At 46.8% G+C, this 18,425-nt stretch carries 21 protein-coding genes; 10 read left to right on the top strand and 11 right to left on the bottom strand.

The window, feature by feature from the left end; genetic code table 11:
• Positions 1 to 149: 149 nt before the first annotated feature.
• Complete coding sequence (locus I1H34_RS09095; RefSeq protein ID WP_212665326.1) at positions 150 to 521, top strand: cyclic nucleotide-binding domain-containing protein; 372 nt, start codon at positions 150 to 152, stop codon at positions 519 to 521.
• Positions 522 to 535: 14 nt separating this feature from the next.
• On the opposite strand, the gene I1H34_RS09090 is transcribed toward I1H34_RS09095, so the two are convergent.
• The 5 genes from I1H34_RS09090 to psb29 all read right to left on the bottom strand — a co-directional run bounded on the left by I1H34_RS09090 (position 536) and on the right by psb29 (position 4,716).
• A complete protein-coding gene (locus tag I1H34_RS09090; RefSeq protein WP_212665325.1) occupies positions 536 to 1,621 on the bottom strand; it encodes a glycosyl transferase in 1,086 nt (361 codons plus the stop codon).
• A 9-nt stretch (positions 1,622 to 1,630) separates the two neighbouring features.
• On the bottom strand, positions 1,631 to 2,215 hold the full coding sequence (locus tag I1H34_RS09085) for a PAP/fibrillin family protein (RefSeq protein WP_212665324.1): 585 nt from the start codon (positions 2,213 to 2,215) through the stop codon (positions 1,631 to 1,633).
• Positions 2,216 to 2,328: 113 nt separating this feature from the next.
• Positions 2,329 to 2,964: a bifunctional 4-hydroxy-2-oxoglutarate aldolase/2-dehydro-3-deoxy-phosphogluconate aldolase gene (locus I1H34_RS09080; RefSeq protein ID WP_212665323.1), complete on the bottom strand. Its 636-nt coding sequence runs from the start codon at positions 2,962 to 2,964 to the stop codon at positions 2,329 to 2,331.
• Between the two features lie 20 nt (positions 2,965 to 2,984).
• The gene (locus I1H34_RS09075; RefSeq protein WP_212665322.1) at positions 2,985 to 3,947 is read right to left on the bottom strand and encodes an Npun_F2552 family protein; all 963 of its coding nucleotides are present in this window, start codon (positions 3,945 to 3,947) and stop codon (positions 2,985 to 2,987) included.
• A 25-nt stretch (positions 3,948 to 3,972) separates the two neighbouring features.
• Positions 3,973 to 4,716: a photosystem II biogenesis protein Psp29 gene (gene psb29, locus I1H34_RS09070; protein ID WP_212665321.1), complete on the bottom strand. Its 744-nt coding sequence runs from the start codon at positions 4,714 to 4,716 to the stop codon at positions 3,973 to 3,975.
• 375 nt (positions 4,717 to 5,091) lie between these two features.
• On the opposite strand from psb29, the gene I1H34_RS09065 reads away from it, so the two are divergent.
• Positions 5,092 to 6,126 (top strand): hypothetical protein, encoded by a 1,035-nt coding sequence (locus I1H34_RS09065; protein WP_212665320.1) that lies wholly within the window; start codon positions 5,092 to 5,094, stop codon positions 6,124 to 6,126.
• Positions 6,127 to 6,162: 36 nt separating this feature from the next.
• Here I1H34_RS09065 and grxD read toward each other — a convergent pair whose 3' ends face one another.
• The 3 genes from grxD to I1H34_RS09050 form a co-directional block, all read right to left on the bottom strand.
• A complete protein-coding gene (gene grxD, locus I1H34_RS09060) occupies positions 6,163 to 6,486 on the bottom strand; it encodes a Grx4 family monothiol glutaredoxin (RefSeq protein ID WP_212665319.1) in 324 nt (107 codons plus the stop codon).
• A 57-nt stretch (positions 6,487 to 6,543) separates the two neighbouring features.
• Positions 6,544 to 6,816: a BolA family protein gene (locus I1H34_RS09055; RefSeq protein ID WP_212665318.1), complete on the bottom strand. Its 273-nt coding sequence runs from the start codon at positions 6,814 to 6,816 to the stop codon at positions 6,544 to 6,546.
• A gap of 98 nt (positions 6,817 to 6,914) precedes the next feature.
• Positions 6,915 to 7,559 (bottom strand): tetratricopeptide repeat protein, encoded by a 645-nt coding sequence (locus tag I1H34_RS09050; protein ID WP_212665317.1) that lies wholly within the window; start codon positions 7,557 to 7,559, stop codon positions 6,915 to 6,917.
• A 329-nt stretch (positions 7,560 to 7,888) separates the two neighbouring features.
• On the opposite strand from I1H34_RS09050, the gene I1H34_RS09045 reads away from it, so the two are divergent.
• Genes I1H34_RS09045 through I1H34_RS09030 form a run of 4 tightly spaced genes read left to right on the top strand, consistent with a single transcriptional unit; the run spans position 7,889 to position 12,364 of the window.
• Complete coding sequence (locus I1H34_RS09045) at positions 7,889 to 9,271, top strand: nicotinate phosphoribosyltransferase (RefSeq protein ID WP_212665316.1); 1,383 nt, start codon at positions 7,889 to 7,891, stop codon at positions 9,269 to 9,271.
• 49 nt (positions 9,272 to 9,320) lie between these two features.
• Positions 9,321 to 9,953, top strand: a complete 633-nt coding sequence (locus I1H34_RS09040; RefSeq protein ID WP_212665315.1) for a nicotinate-nucleotide adenylyltransferase — start codon at positions 9,321 to 9,323, stop codon at positions 9,951 to 9,953.
• Between the two features lie 38 nt (positions 9,954 to 9,991).
• Entirely contained in the window at positions 9,992 to 10,645 is a 654-nt protein-coding gene (locus tag I1H34_RS09035) for an NUDIX hydrolase (RefSeq protein ID WP_212666205.1), read from the top strand.
• Positions 10,646 to 10,654: 9 nt separating this feature from the next.
• On the top strand, positions 10,655 to 12,364 hold the full coding sequence (locus tag I1H34_RS09030) for an NAD+ synthase (RefSeq protein WP_212665314.1): 1,710 nt from the start codon (positions 10,655 to 10,657) through the stop codon (positions 12,362 to 12,364).
• Between the two features lie 39 nt (positions 12,365 to 12,403).
• Here I1H34_RS09030 and I1H34_RS09025 read toward each other — a convergent pair whose 3' ends face one another.
• The gene (locus I1H34_RS09025) at positions 12,404 to 12,832 is read right to left on the bottom strand and encodes a phage holin family protein (RefSeq protein WP_212665313.1); all 429 of its coding nucleotides are present in this window, start codon (positions 12,830 to 12,832) and stop codon (positions 12,404 to 12,406) included.
• A gap of 327 nt (positions 12,833 to 13,159) precedes the next feature.
• On the opposite strand from I1H34_RS09025, the gene I1H34_RS09020 reads away from it, so the two are divergent.
• Entirely contained in the window at positions 13,160 to 14,194 is a 1,035-nt protein-coding gene (locus I1H34_RS09020; RefSeq protein WP_212665312.1) for a potassium channel family protein, read from the top strand.
• Positions 14,195 to 14,206: 12 nt separating this feature from the next.
• On the opposite strand, the gene I1H34_RS09015 is transcribed toward I1H34_RS09020, so the two are convergent.
• Both I1H34_RS09015 and I1H34_RS09010 read right to left on the bottom strand, forming a co-directional pair.
• Positions 14,207 to 14,815, bottom strand: coding sequence for an ExbD/TolR family protein (locus I1H34_RS09015; protein WP_212665311.1), 609 nt, complete (start codon positions 14,813 to 14,815; stop codon positions 14,207 to 14,209).
• A 39-nt stretch (positions 14,816 to 14,854) separates the two neighbouring features.
• Entirely contained in the window at positions 14,855 to 15,526 is a 672-nt protein-coding gene (locus I1H34_RS09010) for a MotA/TolQ/ExbB proton channel family protein (RefSeq protein WP_212665310.1), read from the bottom strand.
• Positions 15,527 to 15,825: 299 nt separating this feature from the next.
• Between I1H34_RS09010 and I1H34_RS09005 the strand changes: the two genes are divergently transcribed.
• The 3 genes from I1H34_RS09005 (at position 15,826) to I1H34_RS08995 (ending at position 18,393) form a co-directional block, all read left to right on the top strand.
• Positions 15,826 to 16,128 carry a YkvA family protein gene (locus tag I1H34_RS09005; RefSeq protein ID WP_212665309.1) on the top strand — a complete coding sequence of 101 codons (303 nt, stop codon included), beginning with the start codon at positions 15,826 to 15,828 and terminating at the stop codon, positions 16,126 to 16,128.
• Between the two features lie 42 nt (positions 16,129 to 16,170).
• Positions 16,171 to 16,608, top strand: coding sequence for an acyl-CoA thioesterase (locus tag I1H34_RS09000; protein ID WP_212665308.1), 438 nt, complete (start codon positions 16,171 to 16,173; stop codon positions 16,606 to 16,608).
• A gap of 483 nt (positions 16,609 to 17,091) precedes the next feature.
• Positions 17,092 to 18,393 (top strand): hypothetical protein, encoded by a 1,302-nt coding sequence (locus I1H34_RS08995; protein ID WP_212665307.1) that lies wholly within the window; start codon positions 17,092 to 17,094, stop codon positions 18,391 to 18,393.
• The last annotated feature ends 32 nt before the right edge of the window (positions 18,394 to 18,425 follow it).

Here is an 18,425-nt window from a genome sequence, read left to right as displayed (position 1 = left end):
AATATTTCTTTTGGCTCTCCGACAGTGAAACATACAGAACTCAATAAAATTCATTGACATTTAATTTATGTAATTAACTCAATGGGTACAAAGCAGATCTGAAGATTTTGACGTACCCTTGAAATAATCTAAGGAGATTTAGCGTTCCTATGGCAGAACCTGCAAGAACCGTCAGTATCTTTCATAAAGCCGATGCTCCCCTGTTTAAGAAAGCAGGAGACACTATATTTGCAGAAGGCGAAGCCGGTGAAGTCATGTTTGGGCTATTAACTGGAAAAGTAGATTTAGTCGTCAAAGGCAAGGTCGTCGAAACCATTCAGGCAGGAGATGTCTTTGGAGAAGGAGCGTTAGTTCAACCCTCTGGAACAAGAGCCTCGACTGCTATTGCTCGAAGTGACTGTAGCCTGGTGTACTTGAATCAGGAGCGATTTCTTTTTGCGATCCAAAATACTCCTATGTTTGCCATTGAAGTAATGCGGAGTTATTCCGATCGACTTCGTCGTCTGAAGCATTTAATGTAAAACCAATTCCAGAGCTAGTCCTGATACAGATAATTGATCACAGCCGTTGCCAAAGTATGTGTCCCATCTTTGGGCAGGGATGTTTCTTTCCGCGGTGGCAGTAAAGGCTGAAACAAAAACTCCCACTGGCTTTCAGTAAACTCATTTTCTGCCAGTAAATAATGATGGTTATGGTCTTGTAGCCCCGTTAATAGAAATTGCGCTTCAGCAAAATCATCCCGAGGGATGGAAATAATGGGAATGTCAAGCCTACAGGCTTCAGCAAAGGTGCCATAACCCGGCTTGCTGATAATGCGACTACATAAAGGCATCATATCCACTGGCCGATATTTGCTATCCGTAACCTTGATTAGGTTGGTATAGATATCTGGGGCAAGGCGATCAAAGGTAATAAATTGCCAATCTGGAAACTGCTGAAGATTGCGGTAGGGAATTTTAGCGAGCCCCAGTCCACCAAAGCTGAGCAGAACGGTCTTTTCTGGGTCAGCTGTAATCCCAAAAACACGGCGCAATTCAAGGGTGGTATAGCGAGGTGAAGCCCCTGTCAGGCCGATATCTGTAATGTTGGAGAATGCTGACATGGGCTCGTGAAACGGGAGGCGAAATAAGCGATCGCATTTGCCGAAACACTCTCGCACCCATTCCACAATTTCCGCAAAATCCTCTCCCCACTGCTCATAGATCAAATCCCAGCCAAAGTTGCTGGCCATCCAGCAGGGAATCCCTGCTTTTTCAGCAATCACACTCGCCAATGGGGGAATATCGGCTAAAACAAGCTGGGCGCCGGTCTGCTTGATATAGTCCACTTCACCAGCAACTAACCGTTGTTGATAGGTACGAATTGCCTGCAGCTGCGTCAGGGTGGCAGGAATATTCATATTCAGACCATCCTTCTGAATCACTCCTACATCAAAGACCCGAGAACGGTAAATAAAGTCTCCAGGCAGATAGGACTCAATCAGCCATCGAGGGGCACTCGTGACCACAATCAGGAGCACATCGGGGACCAACCGCTGAATTTCTGCTAAGACCGCTGCAGTGCGAGTGGCATGACCAAAGCCATGGTTGGTAATCGCTGCATATAAAGTGGGTCGGGCCATCCTCAACCTTTAGACTCTTGTCAACACAAAGAGGCTATCATTATTGCCCCGGCCAATGCGCAAGTCCTCGTCTAAATAGGTCGTTTCTAGCCAGCCTGCTGAACGATCGGCATCTAAGGGCATTGAGAGGGCTGCAACTGGGCTCTGAGTCTCCAAACGAGAAATCAAGACATCCAAGGAAGGATAATTCATTAACCCCTTCACCCCCAAAATAGAGCGCTCAAAATTGACTTGGACCCGTCGCTCTGATACGGGGGTCAGCCGAGCTGCCACACAAAGCACACCCTCTAAGAACGGGATACCCTGCAACTCCAAAACGTTATACAGCTTTAGTTCCTGACCTCGAATACATTGATAAATCGGCCCTGCAGGCACCACGGGTAGTCGTGCCAAACCCAGCAAATCAGGACTCGTTGTATAAATTAACCGCCAAACACCACTGAGTAGTTCTTGTTCGCTTAAGGGTTGTGGCGTAGGATTTTGAACTTCGAGCTGAACGACTTTATCCAGAACTAAACTGCGATTGGCTTCTGTAGTGATCACACCTCGATTTGTACCTGCGATCGCAGCCAGTAACTCTGCTTTGGCAATCATGTCTCAGCTCCCCAGTATCAACACGATAGTTATTCATTACCCAAGATATCGCTCCCCGTCATTGTAACCAACCTCACCAGCGCACTGTTTGACCCGATAAGCTCCGCCATTAATCACGGCTGCAATTGCTGCAATAGCTGCTCTGTTCTGCGGGTAATTGCTGGCCAATCCCCAGCTTGGAGTGCCCCCTTGGGAAATAAGTAACTCGATAACCCCACCCCCACAGCCCCTGCTTCAATCAGGGCCACAGCATTCTCTAACGTCACACCACCCGTGGGTATCAAAGGGATATGTCCTAGGGGACCTTGCAAACTCTGGATATATTGGCTTCCTCCCATCGTTGCCACGGGAAAAATCTTGACACTACTAGCTCCGGCCTGCCAGGCCGTGACAATCTCTGTGGGGGACAATGCTCCGGGGATAATGGGAATATCATTAGCCACTGCCGCCTGAATAATATCTAGGTTGACATGGGGGCAAAAACAAAACTGTGCGCCAGCTGCGATCGCAACTCGTAACTGATCAACTGTCATAATCGTTCCCACACCAATTTGACAGTCTGGTAGGGCTTCCCGAAGCTGAGTCACCAAGGTAGCGGCTTGGTCACTATTCCAGGCAATTTCGATCAGCATCATACCGGCTTGGGCAATCGCCTCAGCCATGCGAAACCCCAAGGCCAATTCAGAAGCCCGAATCATACCAATGGCCCGATGATGTCTCACCGTCTTTAACCAGCAGATCTGCGTCAACGTTATAAAGCTATCGTCACCTACCGCTGAGCATAGGCTGTCATGGGTTCTTTAATCCAGCGGATATAGAGATGCTTGAAAGTCGACCGTAGAACCCGAGGTGCCCCAAAATCAATGGGCATCAAATGATCTGGCAACCGCCAATCCGTGACCTGCAAATCATGGGGATGACATAAAAGAAACTGAATATCTTGCCAATCTGGACAATATCCCAGACGAAGAGCTGCTGCCATTGTGGGCACTTGTTCTGGTTCCACCTGCAACATCTTCAAAATAGCTCGGTCTAACGCAAAGACATCCTCAGAAGCCGCCATTATCCCTAAGCGCCTAGGATCACCGTTACTAGGGCCATTACCTTCATGGGCAATGATGCCATCCACAATAGTCAGGTTAGGAGCTAGGGTTCGGGCTGTTTCGACCAGCATTTCCCCAAACCGATCCACATCCTTCCCCGCCTCCATATGCCACCAGGCTTTCATTTTGCCGGGAACACAGCCAAATAAATTCTTGACCCCCAACGTCATCGTGAGCTGGACATGGGACTTCACCTTCGGCAGATTAATAATCACATCCGCTTCCATCGCCTCTTTCGACAGTCTCAGATGATCAAAGGTCTGGCTCTCTGTGGGATAACGACCGCCATGTAACTCCACAATGGGGATATCGAGGGCCGTTAACAGAGGTTCGTAACCATTGGCTTCTGCAACACCCCGAGCACTCCCAAAAGCCGGACTATCACCAATAAAAGGATGACCACCAGCTGCTATGACCATCTCCGCCACCCTCGCAACCAATTCAGGCCGAGTCGTACATTCGTTCTGGGGACGTCCCCCCGTTAACAAATTAGGTTTAAGTAAAACCCGATCACCTGGAGTGACAAATTTTGTCATCCCTCCCAAAGGGGCAAGAACCGATTCTAAAGATTCCTTTAGAGAAGATTGCTCATAGCTATGGGCCGGAATAAGGCAGACAGATGCGGTCATGGTATTACTCCGTTAAGACAGAAAATTAACTGGAGACCTCAGACGTAGGTTCAGAATCTGGGGTACTAGCCTCGGCAGCAGGTGTATCATCAGAACCTTCTTGCTTAGCCTGGTCTGCATCTCTACGCTTCTTTTGAGCTTCCAAAATATCATCCATGGCCTGACGAACTTGGGCAATTTTGTCCAAATTCCCTCGATAGATTTCTAAATCCTTTTGCAGCTTACTCTCAGAAATATTGAGCACTGTACAAATATTAGGCAGAAACTCTGCCAAAGATTCTTCATCTTGAGTGATGTTCCCTTCACTGAGTTCTAAAAGGGTAAACAACCCAATCGCAAACAGGCGGCTGTACTTAAACTTAGGATTTTGAGCAATATTCCTTAGCTGCCACTGCAGCTCATCACCCCCGGAATTAGCCGCTTGGGTAATCCAATCCAACATTTCCTGGGCAGATTTCGACTGGGCCAATTCTGTTAAACGCTGGCCATCCTTCTGCATTTGCACTGGATCGGCTTCCTGGGCCTTACACAAAGCGCTAAAAATTGTGTCTTTATCATTCTCAGGCTGATACCCATCCATAAACCGGTCAAAGGAGGTGGTCACGCCCAAGGCAAAAATAGGATCGTAGCGAAAATCTTCATTTACCCGCAGTAGATGCATCTCTACCATGAGCTCCTCCACCACCCTTCGATACACTGAATTCACAGGACGGGTATGGATAGAGTAAAAAGCTCGTTTTGTGTCAGAAACAGTACGCAGGTTATTCACAATAAGGGAAAAAAGAAAAACTACAAATATTAACTCAGCGAAATCGGTGGATCGCTAGCCGAGAAGAAAACCATGAGGTCTTAAAATAATAAAACTTCAGTCTTTCTACATCAGTGTGGTCAATAACCTAGATTGGCTTTAGAATCTGGACATACAGAGAACTAAATGTCCATTTATTCTTGTTGGCTATCGTCTGTTAGGTTAACAGATACTTGTGATTGAATGTTTAACCTCTCGAGGGAAACTAATCCAAGGCGGAATTCAGTCACCATGACCCACCATATTGATGATATTTCAAGAACTAAGATATTTCACACCCTGTAATGGGTAGGATAACTATAGGTGAGAACAGCAAATCTAGGGTAGAAATTTGTAGTGGACGTTGATCAAACAAAAATTCTGAAGCTCGCTCAACAAGGAAATCAACAAGCTATTGCTGTCGTACTCAATCGTCACCTGATGCCCAAAGGTGCTCACATCAAAGTGAAGCATAAAGACGATTGCTTACAGATTCTCTTGCATACCCCTCAAAAGGCACAGCAATCTACGTTGATCCAAATGCTCCGGGATCAGCTATTAATGCTCCATCCTGCTGGGTTTAGTTCAGTCAAGATTTATAACCCACATCCTGGGAAAAAGACAGCCAGCCTCATTCACGAGTTTAGATTAAGTAACTCAGCTCCCTCACCCACCCGTAACGCCGCTCGTCCAGATATTCCTGCCCCTTCTCAATCTGTTCCACCCCATCGTCAGGCTCCACCAGCACCCCAGAGATCGTCTGTCGCTGAAGTATTGCTCCATATGAGCAGCTTGGAGGATCTCAAAGTCCTCAAGGATCATCCGTTCTTTACAGGCAAGTGCCCCCGGTGTGGCAGCCCCTATATTCAGCAAGACCCACCTCCCGTTTATTGGGATTGCCAAGAATGCGGCTGGGAAGATAATTTAAGCCAGCTCGTCCCTCAAACAAACTCAGATAACGCCAACCAAAAGAACTTTGCCGATAGTAAAAAACTCGGTAATTATCTTATGGAAGCGGGTCTATTAACCTCAGCACAGATCGAAGTAGCCCTGGCTGATCAGCAAATTACCGGTATGCGACTAGGAGAAGTACTGGTTCGTAGAGGCTGGGTCAAAGAAGAGACTATTGAGTACCTCATGCAGAAGGTCATCTTACCGGAGAGAACCTCTTCGCAGGATCAATCTACTTCCTATATGGAACTCAGTCGGAAGCTCTTAAAAACGTTGATGAGCCAAGCAGGACCCACTTCTAGCGAAGCACCAGAGCAAAACAACACCCCTGCACCTACCCCTGAAAAGCCCAAAGCGCCCATTGCCAGTGAACGGGCGACTTTAGTCTTACCAGATGCCGATGTCAGCGACTATCTCGATGACTTCCCATCGATGAGCTAAGTCTTGCTACGGCAAAGAAAGACCTGCTGAAATAATTTAAGAGGCTAAGGCAACCTCGACCAACTGCTGCAGCTCACCCTGCTGATATAGCTCGATCAAGACATCAGAACCACCCACAAACTCCCCATTGATATAGACCTGGGGAATGGTTGGCCAGTTGGAATACTCTTTAATTCCTTGGCGAATATCGGAGTCTTCTAGCACATCTACCGTTTCGTAGGGTGCGCCAAGACTATTAAGGATCTGAACCGCATTATTAGAAAATCCACATTGAGGCATCAGCTTAGAGCCCTTCATAAACACGAGGACTTTGTTGGTTTGAACTAAATTATCAAGGCGTTCTTTCAATTCAGGTGTCATAACAGGATCCAAAAATTACTTCTAATCAGGGGGTTTATGATTGATGTGATTCAGTCGTTAGGAGGACTGCACCACATCTGCTTGTTGGGCCTGCCACTTTTCAGGCGTGAATGTTTTCAGCGCTAGGGCATGCAACTGCTCACTGGCCATCACTTGATTGACTGAGCGATAGACCAACTGATGTTGTTGAACCAGGGTTTTGCCTGCAAACTCGGCAGAAATGATCGTTGCTTGATAATGATCACCACCCCCAGTTAGATCCTGAACAAAAACTTCAGCCCCAGGCAAACCAGCTTGAATCATTGCAGTAAGGTCATCCGGGTTAATCATCTAGATGCTTGAAGAAAATAAGAACGTCACTAGTTTAGCTTTAAACTATGAGTCCGTTATGCAACCTCAATACTTCAAAAAGCAGATGAGAAGAGGATTTACTTGGGCTGTGCAGGCGCTTCTGGAGACGTTTCAGGTGAAGTGGAGGTTTTAGCACCTGGAGTGCGGGGGTAGGGAATGTCAGAAAAACCTAATTCCACCAACTGCTGGTAGGATTTCTTACCCAAATTTCGAGACGGGTTTTGGCTACGGATAATCTCAATTAACAAAGGAATTGCTTTCTCGGGCTTATTTTGGGCTCGATACACCAAAGCCAGCTGATAGGTTGATTTATCTCGAAGTTGTGCTGTTTCTAGTGCTTTTTTCCGGTGACTTTCGGAAACCCGGCGGTCAACGCCTAGAAAACTAGAGGTCAGGGTTGAATAGAAGTTGGAAAGCTGGTTCATGATTTGACGGGCATCTTGAAGCTTGTTGGCCGCCAAATCAAAATTTTGAGAACTGTAGGCGCTTTCGGCCTCAGTCATCAAGCGTTTTCCCGCTGGAATACTAAATAACCCCCCTGTAATACTGGGACTCAATACTTCAACATTATCTAAATCAGAGGACTGGCTAGCACCAGAGCCATCTAAATCTCCTGCGCGTTGAGCTTGAACTGATACAGGCAAGAAGGAGACAAAAGAGACAGACGCAACCAATAGGGCTAGATATCGGTTACCGGGGATGAATGAGCGGGAAGGTTGCATAAACACTGTTCGATAAACTCTGTAAGGACGCTGACGTAATCAGTTCAGGTTCTGGCCATCTTATCATTTGCCGTCGTAGCAAAGATCTCTTGAATCCTTGACCCTGCACTTCAACAATCTGCTTGACGATCTGGGTCTATAGAATTGTTCCGAACGGAGCAATTCAGTTAAATACAATTACCAACCTATTCTTGAGGTGACTTTGCAATTATGGTAATTTTTACTATAATTAAAACAAGCGCTTCTAAAATGAGTTTTAGTTCATCTTTAGACAATCGCTGCTCCCTGATTCCACAGGGGTTTCATTGATATTTACTAGGAGTTCAGCGATGTTAGGACTGGTTAAGCCCCCTGAGGTAGCCGATCAATCTTTAAACCTCTCTGCCAGTGACTATAATCTCTTGACCGATTTATATCAAGCCACCATGTCTGCTTGCTATTTGAATGAGAATCTTGCAGAAATACCTGCAAGCTTTGAATTAACGGTTCGGCGCTTACCTGCCAAGTTTGGCTATTTAGTCGCGATGGGTTTAGCACAGGTTTTAGATTACCTACAAAACCTAAAATTTACGGATCAGCAAATTCAGTATCTCCAAGAAACTGATTTATTTAGTCATGCCCCCACCCAGTTTTGGAGCATGTTAGAACAGGGTCGATTTACCGGGGATGTTTGGGCTGTCCCAGAGGGAACACCGATCTTTGCCAATGAACCCTTTTTGAGGATTGAGGCTCCTTTGTGGCAAGCCCAGTGGGTAGAAACGTTTATCCTTAATACCATCAACTATCAAACCTTAATCGCCACCCGTGCAGCTCGATTGCGAGACGCGGCTGGCCCCGACGCCACGGTCTTAGAATTTGGTACCCGCCGAGCATTTGGGCCCCAGGCTTCGGTCTGGGCAGCCCGAGCTGCCTTAGCTGCCGGATTAAATGCCACTTCCAATGTCTTAGCAGCCCAAAAGCTCGGCCGAACACCCAGTGGAACCATGGCCCACGCGTTAGTTATGGCTATGACTGCCACCCAAGGGACCGAACTTCAGGCCTTTACTGCCTTCCACCGGACCTTTCCCCAGGCCGCTTTGTTGATTGATACCTATGACACCCTCGCAGCAGCCCAAACCCTGGCGGAGAAAGTTAAAGCAGGGGAACTAGAGGTACCCGCTATCCGCCTTGACTCCGGAAATTTAGTGGAATTATCCCAACAGATTCACCAGCTTCTGCCCAAGGCCAAAATTGTGGTCAGTGGAGATTTAGATGAGCAAGAGATTCTCCGACTCCGCCAAGCTGGAGCCTACATCAATGGCTATGGCGTCGGGACTAAGCTCGTGACGGGCAGTCCTGTCAACGGTGTGTATAAACTCGTTGACATCGATGATAAGCCGGTTATGAAAGAGGCCAATGGCAAAATTACCTATCCCGGACGCAAACAAATTTTCCGCCAGTTTCATCAGGGGCAGGTGATTCAAGATCAGCTGGGCTTGATCAACGATGCGGCCCCTGTGGGTCAACCCCTCTTACAACCTGTGATGAAAGCAGGGCAATGCCTCACATCTCCAGAATCTTTGGAGACCATTGCCCAACGGACCTTGGCTTCCGTGCAAAGCTTGTCAGCAGAGGTTCGTTGTGTGGCGAATCCGGTCTCTTTGCCCATTCACTTATCTACCGATTTGCAAGCCTTAACAGCAGCTACTCGCCGGACATCGGAGGCTGCCTAGCCCTCGGTCCCCCCGCCTTCTCGCCCCGTTCCCTTAGATGATTTGCTCTATGAAGAAAATTGCACTTTTCGGCACCAGTGCTGACCCACCCACAGTGGGGCATCAATCCATTATTGAATGGTTAGCTGGGCTTTACGATTATGTGGCCATCTGGGCATCAGACAACCCCTTTAAACAGCACCAGTCTGTCTTGTCTGAACGTCAGCGGATGTTGGCATTGCTTATTCAGGATTCGCAACAGCGCTGTGAACATGTGGGGTTACAGGCTGAGTTAAGTCATTCCAAGACTCTGTTCACGGTGCAGCAGGCCCAACAGCTCTGGCCCCATGCTGAACTAACCCTAGTGGTCGGTTCAGATGTGGTGACAACGTTACCCCATTGGTATGGAGTCGAAACCTTATTCCAGCAAGTCCAGCTCCTGATTTTGCACCGACCGGATGCTCAGCTCCATTCTGATGCCTTAACAGCCCTCCAAAGGATGGGAGCACAATTGGCCATCGCCAATTTTCAAGGCCCACCCGTATCATCCAGTCACTATCGCCATACGGGGGATATTAACGATGTCCCCCCCGCCATTGCTGCCTACATTCAACAACATCATCTGTACTCATGGAACGCGCCCCATCCTCATCTCGACGAAACTCCACAACCTCTACTCTTGACTACCCCACCCCAGCCCTAGCAGAGTTCAAGGTCGGCGTAGACAATGTCATTTTTTCCGTGGACACGGCTCAAAATCGTCTGCTGGCCCTGCTCGTCAAGCGCCACAGTGATCCCTATTTAGGAGACTGGGCTTTACCCGGAACCTTGGTGCGAGAAGGCGAATCCCTGGAGGCCGCTGCCTATCGAATTCTGGCGGAAAAGTTACGGGTGGAGAACCTGTATCTTGAACAGCTCTATAGTTTTGGTGGTCCCCATCGAGATCCGCGGGAAGCGCCGGACAGCTTTGGGGTGCGCTACTTATCCGTCAGCTATTTCGCTCTCGTCCGTTATGAAGATGCCATGCTGATCGTGGACGAAGGCTGTGAAATTGATTGGCATCCCGTCGAGGCATTACCCAATCTCGCCTTTGATCACCCAGACATTCTCAACTATGGTCATCAACGGCTATGTAACAAGTTGGAGTACAGTCCTGTCGCCTTTGAGGTGTTGCCAGACTGCTTTACCCTGGCAGATCTCTATCAGCTTTACAGCACTGTTTTGGGGGAGAACTTCACGGATTACTCTAATTTCCGATCTCGACTGTTGAAGTTAGGATTTTTGGCCGATACGGGGGAGAAAATCTGCCGCGGGGCGGGTCGCCCTGCCACTTTATATCGCTTCGATGTCGAAGCCTTTGCACCTTTTCGGGATAAACCGCTAGTTTTTGTGTAGGAACGAAAAATGAAGATTGCGATCGCACAATTGAATCCCACCATTGGTGATTTAGTGGGAAATGCTGCGGCTATTGAAGCGGCGGCAACCACAGCCGAACAGCAGGGGGCGACCTTACTCTTGACCCCAGAGCTGTCCCTTTGTGGTTATCCCCCAAGAGACTTGTTGCTCGACCCTAGCTTTGTGGAGGCGGCCCAAACCGCATTAGAACAGCTTGCCACCCAGTTGCCAGCCAAACTTCATGTGCTGGTGGGCAGCGTGCAGCAGAACAAGGCTCAGGGGGGTAAACCCTTATTCAATAGCATTGTCCATTTGCATAAGGGCGAGATTCAACAGTGTTTTCATAAGCATTTGTTGCCCACCTACGATGTGTTCGATGAAGATCGCTATTTTGAACCTGGCAACCAACCCAATGTCCTGGACCTGAAAGAAGGCAAAATTGGGGTCACCATCTGTGAGGATCTGTGGAACAATTCAGATTTCTGGGAGAAACAAGCCTACGCGGTTGATCCGGTTGCAGAACTGATGAGCTACAACGTAGATTTGATTATCAACTTATCCGCCTCTCCCTTCTGCGTAGGCAAGCAAGAACTACGAGAAGCGATGTTGCGGCACCATGCTCAGCAATATCACTGTCCCTTGATCTATGCCAATCAGGTGGGAGGGAATGATGACTTAATTTTTGATGGCCGCAGTGTCGCCGTCAATCGCCAGGGAAACGTGGTCGGTCGAGCTAACGGCTTTGCCCAGGATTTATTATTCCTCACCTACGAAGCTCATGATTTACTGTCCAGTCGAATCGAACCTACCGTTACTGATATCAATGCTGAAATCTGGTCAACCTTGGTGCTGGGATTGCGGGACTATGCTCAAAAATGTGGGTTTAGCCAAGCGGTTCTAGGGCTCAGTGGCGGCATTGACTCTTCCTTAGTCGCCGCCATTGCTGCTGCCGCCCTGGGTCCGGAGAATGTCTTGGGCGTATTGATGCCTTCACCCTATAGCTCTGACCATTCCATTAAAGATGCGGAAGATCTGGCTCAGAACTTAGGAATGCCCACTACGCAGTTAGAGATCGCACCCGCGATGCAGACCTACGACGATATCCTAGGCTCCGTTTTTGCGGGTACAGAATCCGGTGTAGCCGAAGAAAATATTCAAGCCCGGATTCGCGGCAATTTACTGATGGCCATTGCCAATAAATTTAGTCGTTTGCTGATCTCCACAGGCAACAAATCGGAAATGGCCGTCGGCTACTGCACCCTCTATGGGGATATGAACGGGGGCTTAGCAGCCATTGCAGATGTACCTAAAACCCGTGTGTACGAGCTATGCCGATGGCTTAATACCAACACCCCGCCTGAACTGGGAGAGCAGAACATCATCATTCCCGAATCTGTGATTACCAAGCCCCCCAGTGCTGAACTCAAACCCGGACAAGTGGATCAAGACTCCCTGCCTGACTACGAGGTGTTGGATGATATTCTCTATCGCTATGTCGACAATCATCAATCTAGCCAACAAATAATCGCAGCAGGTCACCCTGCTGCGATCGTGGACCGCATTATTCAAATGGTAAAAAGGGCTGAGTTCAAACGTCGCCAAGCACCGCCGGGACTCAAGATTACGGATCGAGCCTTTGGCACGGGTTGGCGCATGCCCATTGCGGCTCGAACCACCCGCCCAACCGTAACGGCTCATCCTGTGTCCGTTGAAACCTAATGGCTAGCCAGCGGAACGAATAAACCGTTGACAGGAAAACTAACCAATTCCAGCCATAACCAAGGCTGCCTTTGCTGTTCCACCAAAAGGTAGGAGATGATTAATCACTGTATTCAATATGGTGAGTAGGATGGATCCGACGATGGGATCTAAAATCTTATTTTTCAGGCTAAACCCAGGCACCAATGCAGCGGCCAGGGCAAAAATAATGATATTCAGGACAAAGTGAATGGGGCCAGCAATCACAATATCAGTCAGTTTTGGTCCTAACTCCAATAGGCCAAACAAAGGCACGACCAAAGCATTCAGGATGCCGAAGATAAAAGCAGAAAAGACAGCCTTACCCGGGCTATCAATTTCTACACCCAAAAATGGCAATTTGGAAATGATGAAGAGACTAATGGCGGTCACAATCAGTTTTAGGACTAATCCTAGGATTGTGTTGACGCCCCATGCTAATGGAATCACTTGTCTATCCTCCTCGGGTAGAGTATTGGTTGATGACTAGCAGAGTCACTCGTAATAAGTCCCCCCGTGGATTACTCCACACTTAGTGACTACCGTTTTTGATTCAGATTCCTAATACTCCTACCGTATTATTTGCTACTAACCCCCAGAATATTTAGATTTGTTTATAAAAAAGCGAAATACTTCGTCATACTCTGAAGCCCTGAAATTATCGAGATGCAACTCAATCCACTCCCATCTGTAAACACACCGATCTAGACCTACTATTTAGAGGCGAATATCTTTTTCCCCAGATGTTCAGGTCAATTTCTTCGACGGACTATTGCCGTGTACTCGATTTTGGAGAAAAAGTATCAGCAGATTCAACGAGAATTATTTTTAGGAATTGGGGCCTTCGGAGGCGTCATTGTCTTAGGCACCCTTTGGTATTGGTTGGTTGAACATTGGCCCCTGACCGATGCCCTCTATATGACGGTGATTACCCTCTCCACCGTTGGCTTTATGGAAGTGAACCCCCTCAGCGATCGCGGTCGGTTATTCACGATTGTCTTGATTATCGTCGGGGTGATTTGGCTCGGCTATATTGCCAATCGCTTTACAGAAGCCGTGATTCAAGGGTATTTCCGAGACGGAGTCCGTTTACAACAACAGCGGCGGCTCCTAGAAGATGTCTCAGAGCACTTTGTACTCTGCGGGTTTGGTCGCACCGGCCAACAGATTGCCCAAGAGTTCACCTCAGAGAATATCCCCTTTGTGATTATTGATCAGGATGAAGAAGGGGTTGAAATGGCCCAAAATTTGGGCTATGTCACAGTTCAAGGTAGCGCGATCCAAAATCAAACCCTATTACAAGCCGGTATAGAACGAGCCTGCGGTATCGTCACTACTCTGGCATCCGATGCCGACAATCTATACGCCGTGTTGTCCGCTAAAAACATCAATCCCAACATCAGAGCCATTGTCCGGGCCAATAGCGAAGATGCCCTAGCCAAAATGCAGCAAGTCGGAGCAGATGCTGTAGTTTCCCCCTATATGACCGTTGGCAAACGGATGGTTGCAGCGGCCTTACGGCCCCAAGTCGTCAACTTTATGGATGTGGCTTTAACGGGCAGTGAACCGGATTTTTATATCGAAGAACTGCTGATCGATACGGAGAGTTGTCCCTATATTGGTCAGACCTTGGGGGTATTGGGGGTGCGATCGCAAACCGGTGCCTCCATCCTCGCCATCCGTCGGGACAACGGTGAACTCATTGGCGCTCCATCAGCACAAACTGAATTTCGCAGCCAAGATCTACTGATTTGCATGGGAACGACCCCACAACTTCAAGCCCTAAACCAAGCCTTATCACCTCAGAACTAATTGATTGCGTACTTACGGTGCAGCAGGGCTGGGTTGAGGCTGAGAACCCGGTAAAGGAGCGAGAGGTTGTCCTGGTAACGGGGTAATCGGTTGAGTAGACGGCTGATTGGGCGCAGCGGGAAAGGTCCCTGGATTAGGGCCATCTACAGATGGAACGGGTAACACGTCATTTTGACCTGGAACCTGACCTGGAACCTGACCAGGAGGGGTCACTGGATCACTTTTAACGGTCTCTAGAGCCACCCGCTCTCCCCCCACAGACCGCAGCACATCCAAAACCGTAATCACCTGATCGTAAGTAGCACCTCCATCAGCCTTCAAAATGACAACACCTTGAGGGGTCGTTTGCAGATAGCGACTCACTAACTGCTTCAGCTGAGTTTGATTAACCGGTTGATTATTCGCCAACAACTCTCCGAGAATGCCAACTTGCACTCTGAATTTACTGCTAAATTGGGGCGTCCCTGTTTCTGCCTTAGGAAGATTGAGATTAATCCCTTCAGGCCGACTCAACCCTACCGTTCCCAAGATAAACACCGCCAGGAGACAAAAAACGACATCTAATAGCGGAATTAGTTCAACTTGAATCTCTGCTTCTTCATTTTCTATAAATGTTTTCATAGGACTTCATACTGGCGATCAACGGGCAAATCAATATCCTTAAGGATTGGGAGCATCGTTTTGAGGGGTCAGGGCAGGTCGTGTTTCTGTAGGTTGCAACCAAAACTGTCGATAGACCAGCTCTAGCTCATTCCCCGTCCGTCGAAAAATACGTGCCTGATTAAATACCAACCCTTGAAACAGCCGATAAAACGTCAATGAAACAATCGCAATGGCCAATCCTACCAAGGTACTCGTTAAAGCCTGGTCAATCCCTAAAGCTGGATTACCGACAATTTGACCAAATTCTTCAAAATTCAATTTTCCTAGAGAATTTTGCAAACCTAAAATTGTTCCAAATAATCCCAATAGAGGAGATAAAGCAATCACAGCTTCTAGGACTTTGCTGCCCCTGCGCATTGCCGTCAGCTCTTCATCAGCAGAGGCCTCTAAGGCTAATCTAAAAATTTCTGGTTCTTGATTTGCTAACCGTAGGGGGGTGAACAGAAATCGACCAATGGGTTGATTGCTAAATTGTCGAGCTAGGTGAGTCGCTTCATCCCAATCTCGGCGGGCAGCATCCAGAATTTGCTTCGCTGTTTTTCGTTCTCCTCTGAGAAGATTGCTCCAGAACCATAACCGCTCAAAAACAGTTCCAATCGCTAATATGGAAAGTCCGAGTAATGGCCATATTGTGGGCCCTCCCTTCTCAAATAGCTCGATAATATTCACGATAGTTCCTTTGCCCAATCCGACGATGAGATCAATAATGTACGACGTTTTCTGTCTATTTCTATCTCATCATGAAGTATAAGATATAGCATGACTTATTCATTTATAAAATAAATCTAGTCGCCCCTCAATTCACTGATATTGCTCTATTAGAAGAACAAATATAAGTATTACCGATTTAACGAACTAGATTAAGCCAATTTTGCCTGATAAAGGATAGAGAGCTCTTTGGCGGGAATCCACACCAGATCTGTTATCTAAGTTCTGACAAAATAGAAGAGCAAAGGAGATCCAAGCCAATGAATTTTTCCATCAAAGCAATTTATAACTGGTATCGAAATAGCCTGCGTAATCCGAAATATCGAGGATGGATTATTGCTGGCACCTTGGCATACCTCTTAAGTCCATTCGATATTTCTCCAGATATCTTTCCCATCGTCGGTCAAATTGATGATCTCGCCTTGCTGACGCTCTTTGTTTCAGAACTCTCTCAGGTGTTAATTGAAGGCTACAAAAAACGTCAAGTAAACACACAACCCGATAGTAATGAATCTGATAGCCAGGAAACCGTTGATGTTGAGGCAGTGCCCATTCAGGACTGATGTATCTTAGTTGGGGCAAGCCGTTATTTGCCATGACATTTCATGAATCCTTCCCCTCAATGTTCCAGTCCGTGGTTTGAATATCCCATCCGTGTTCAGCCTTGTCATACGGATTATGCAGGAGTAGTCTGGCATGGTTCCTATCTAGAATGGATGGAAGCTGCTCGCATTGCCGCTTTTCGCACCGTAGGCCTGGAATATGCAACATTAGTCCAATTGGGCTGTGATCTCCCTGTCATTGACTTATCTCTCCAATATCGAAAAGCCATCCAGATGGGAAACGAGGTCATCGTTAAAACCAGACTGAGCAAGCTAGACAAAGTTAGGCTCTTCTGGGATCAAGATATTTTCTGCATCAATACGGAAAAGCCCTGTGTGTTGGGGCGCGTTACTCTTGTACCGGTTAATTCTAAAAATGGCCGAATTCTCCGCACCTCTCCTCAAGTCTTGCAAGATGCCATTAATCAACTCATAAGTTAAAGAAATGTAATCTTATGCCGCCATTAATAGAAAATAATGAGGGTTTTTGAATTTTTTTTTCAGATTCTGATCAGCTAAAAACAAGGAGAGCTGACGTTGACGCTATCATAAAGCTCATTTTTCGAAACGTATAATTTATGTAGAACTTATATATAATATGTGACATTTCAGTCTTTTTTTGATGTATAAAAGGCCTCTTTTTTTATACAAATAAGTTAATAGCAAATCATCATAATCAGCTTAGTAATTATAAGCTTGTCATTTACAAGCTATTACGGTGATTTAGATCACTTTTCAATGTGCTTTTGATCACACCTCAATTAGAGAGATATTTTGTAATTTGGTTACAAGTTTGGGCATACTAATCACACGCTACATAATTCAGGAAGTTGGGGAGCACCTTGAATTAGGAAGCAGTTAACTCAAACACCAGTGGTTGTTGTTCGGATCACTTAACTGTAAGCCCTACTCTCTAGAAATCCAGTGAATACCCAGTTGCCTTATCATCATCAGTCCCGCTCTGTTTCTAATGAGCAGAGGGTTTATGATCATCTTCTTGCTTGTGTACGCTCTGAATCTCCACAAGATGTTTTACACCGATTCCAGTCTTTATTTCTAGGCACATCAGGATATCAAGAACCAGAAATTAGGCAAGCAATAAATGCCATTGTCAAATCTACGACAAAACAAGATGAGTTTTGTTTATTTCTCAATCGATGTTGCTATATTTTGGTCAACCGTTGGCAAACCCAATTTGATTGTCGTTATGCCATTTCACAACTCATTACTCTCTTAGGCCAGGCAAGCGGTATGCCAGCCAGCTTAGGTCGGACTCAGACGAAGACCCGGCTCCGGTTACTCGTTAAGCATTTTGCGAAAAGCCAACACTTTCAAAGACTACGTCGATTCGCAGACTTTATGAATCCGGGGGGAGCAGCGTCTGGGCAACAACCCCTTGTCACTCTTTTACAGCGATATCCCTACTTATACAAGCATTGCTTGGTCTCACAAGGAGATACTCAAGAGCATCAGCAAGTGATTCATCAAGCTCAGGCTCAAGCCCAGCAGAAATTTGAGGTGGATTTATCTCTGTATATGACGGATCTCTTAAAGCGGCAAACTAGAGATCCTCAACCGTTAATTCAAACTGTAGGACAGCCCCATTCAGCGGGAAAAATTATTCAGCCTGTTCATAACCCCACCCTGTTAAGTGATTCAGACCTGCGCGGATCCCTAAAGCATTTTGTCGGCAAGGTGGACTCGCGAAATACCCATCAGGACTTAGCCAAGCATTTTCTGATGCAGCAGCATGCAGCCACTTCAACCTATAAGCATTTCAAAAATGACTTTTATGAGTATTTAGCCTCATCCATCGACACCAAATTTGGTCAATGTCGGTTTAATAATCAGCTGTATCAATGCTTACAGCACATGTTCCCTGAAAGCAACGATCGCACCATGAACGACTTCTTGATGGTTAGAACTTGCCAACAGGTCTTAAACTTCTTAGTCATTGAGAGTCGACAAAAACCCAAACATTGGATTTTCATGGATTTGATTAACAATGTGGGCTCCACCTCTACCGTTAGCTTAGTGCTCAAAGTGGTCTTAATTTGCAAGAAAATCAAGCCCTACCTAGAAAAACGATTCGCACTTCTGTTTAATCACTACGAATCCCAGAAGCAAGCTTCTGTTCAATGGTTAGTTCACTGCTTCGAGAAGTTGAATCTAGCTTGGTGTGGTCTTTTCGGTAAGTTTGATTATTCCTACGTATCCGTTCTTTAGTCGCAAGTACCGACTGTTGAAGGCTCTTCAGC

It is taken from the genome of Acaryochloris marina S15 (assembly GCF_018336915.1).
GTDB lineage: Bacteria > Cyanobacteriota > Cyanobacteriia > Thermosynechococcales > Thermosynechococcaceae > Acaryochloris > Acaryochloris marina_A.
This window is presented reverse-complemented; position numbering and strand designations above follow the sequence as displayed.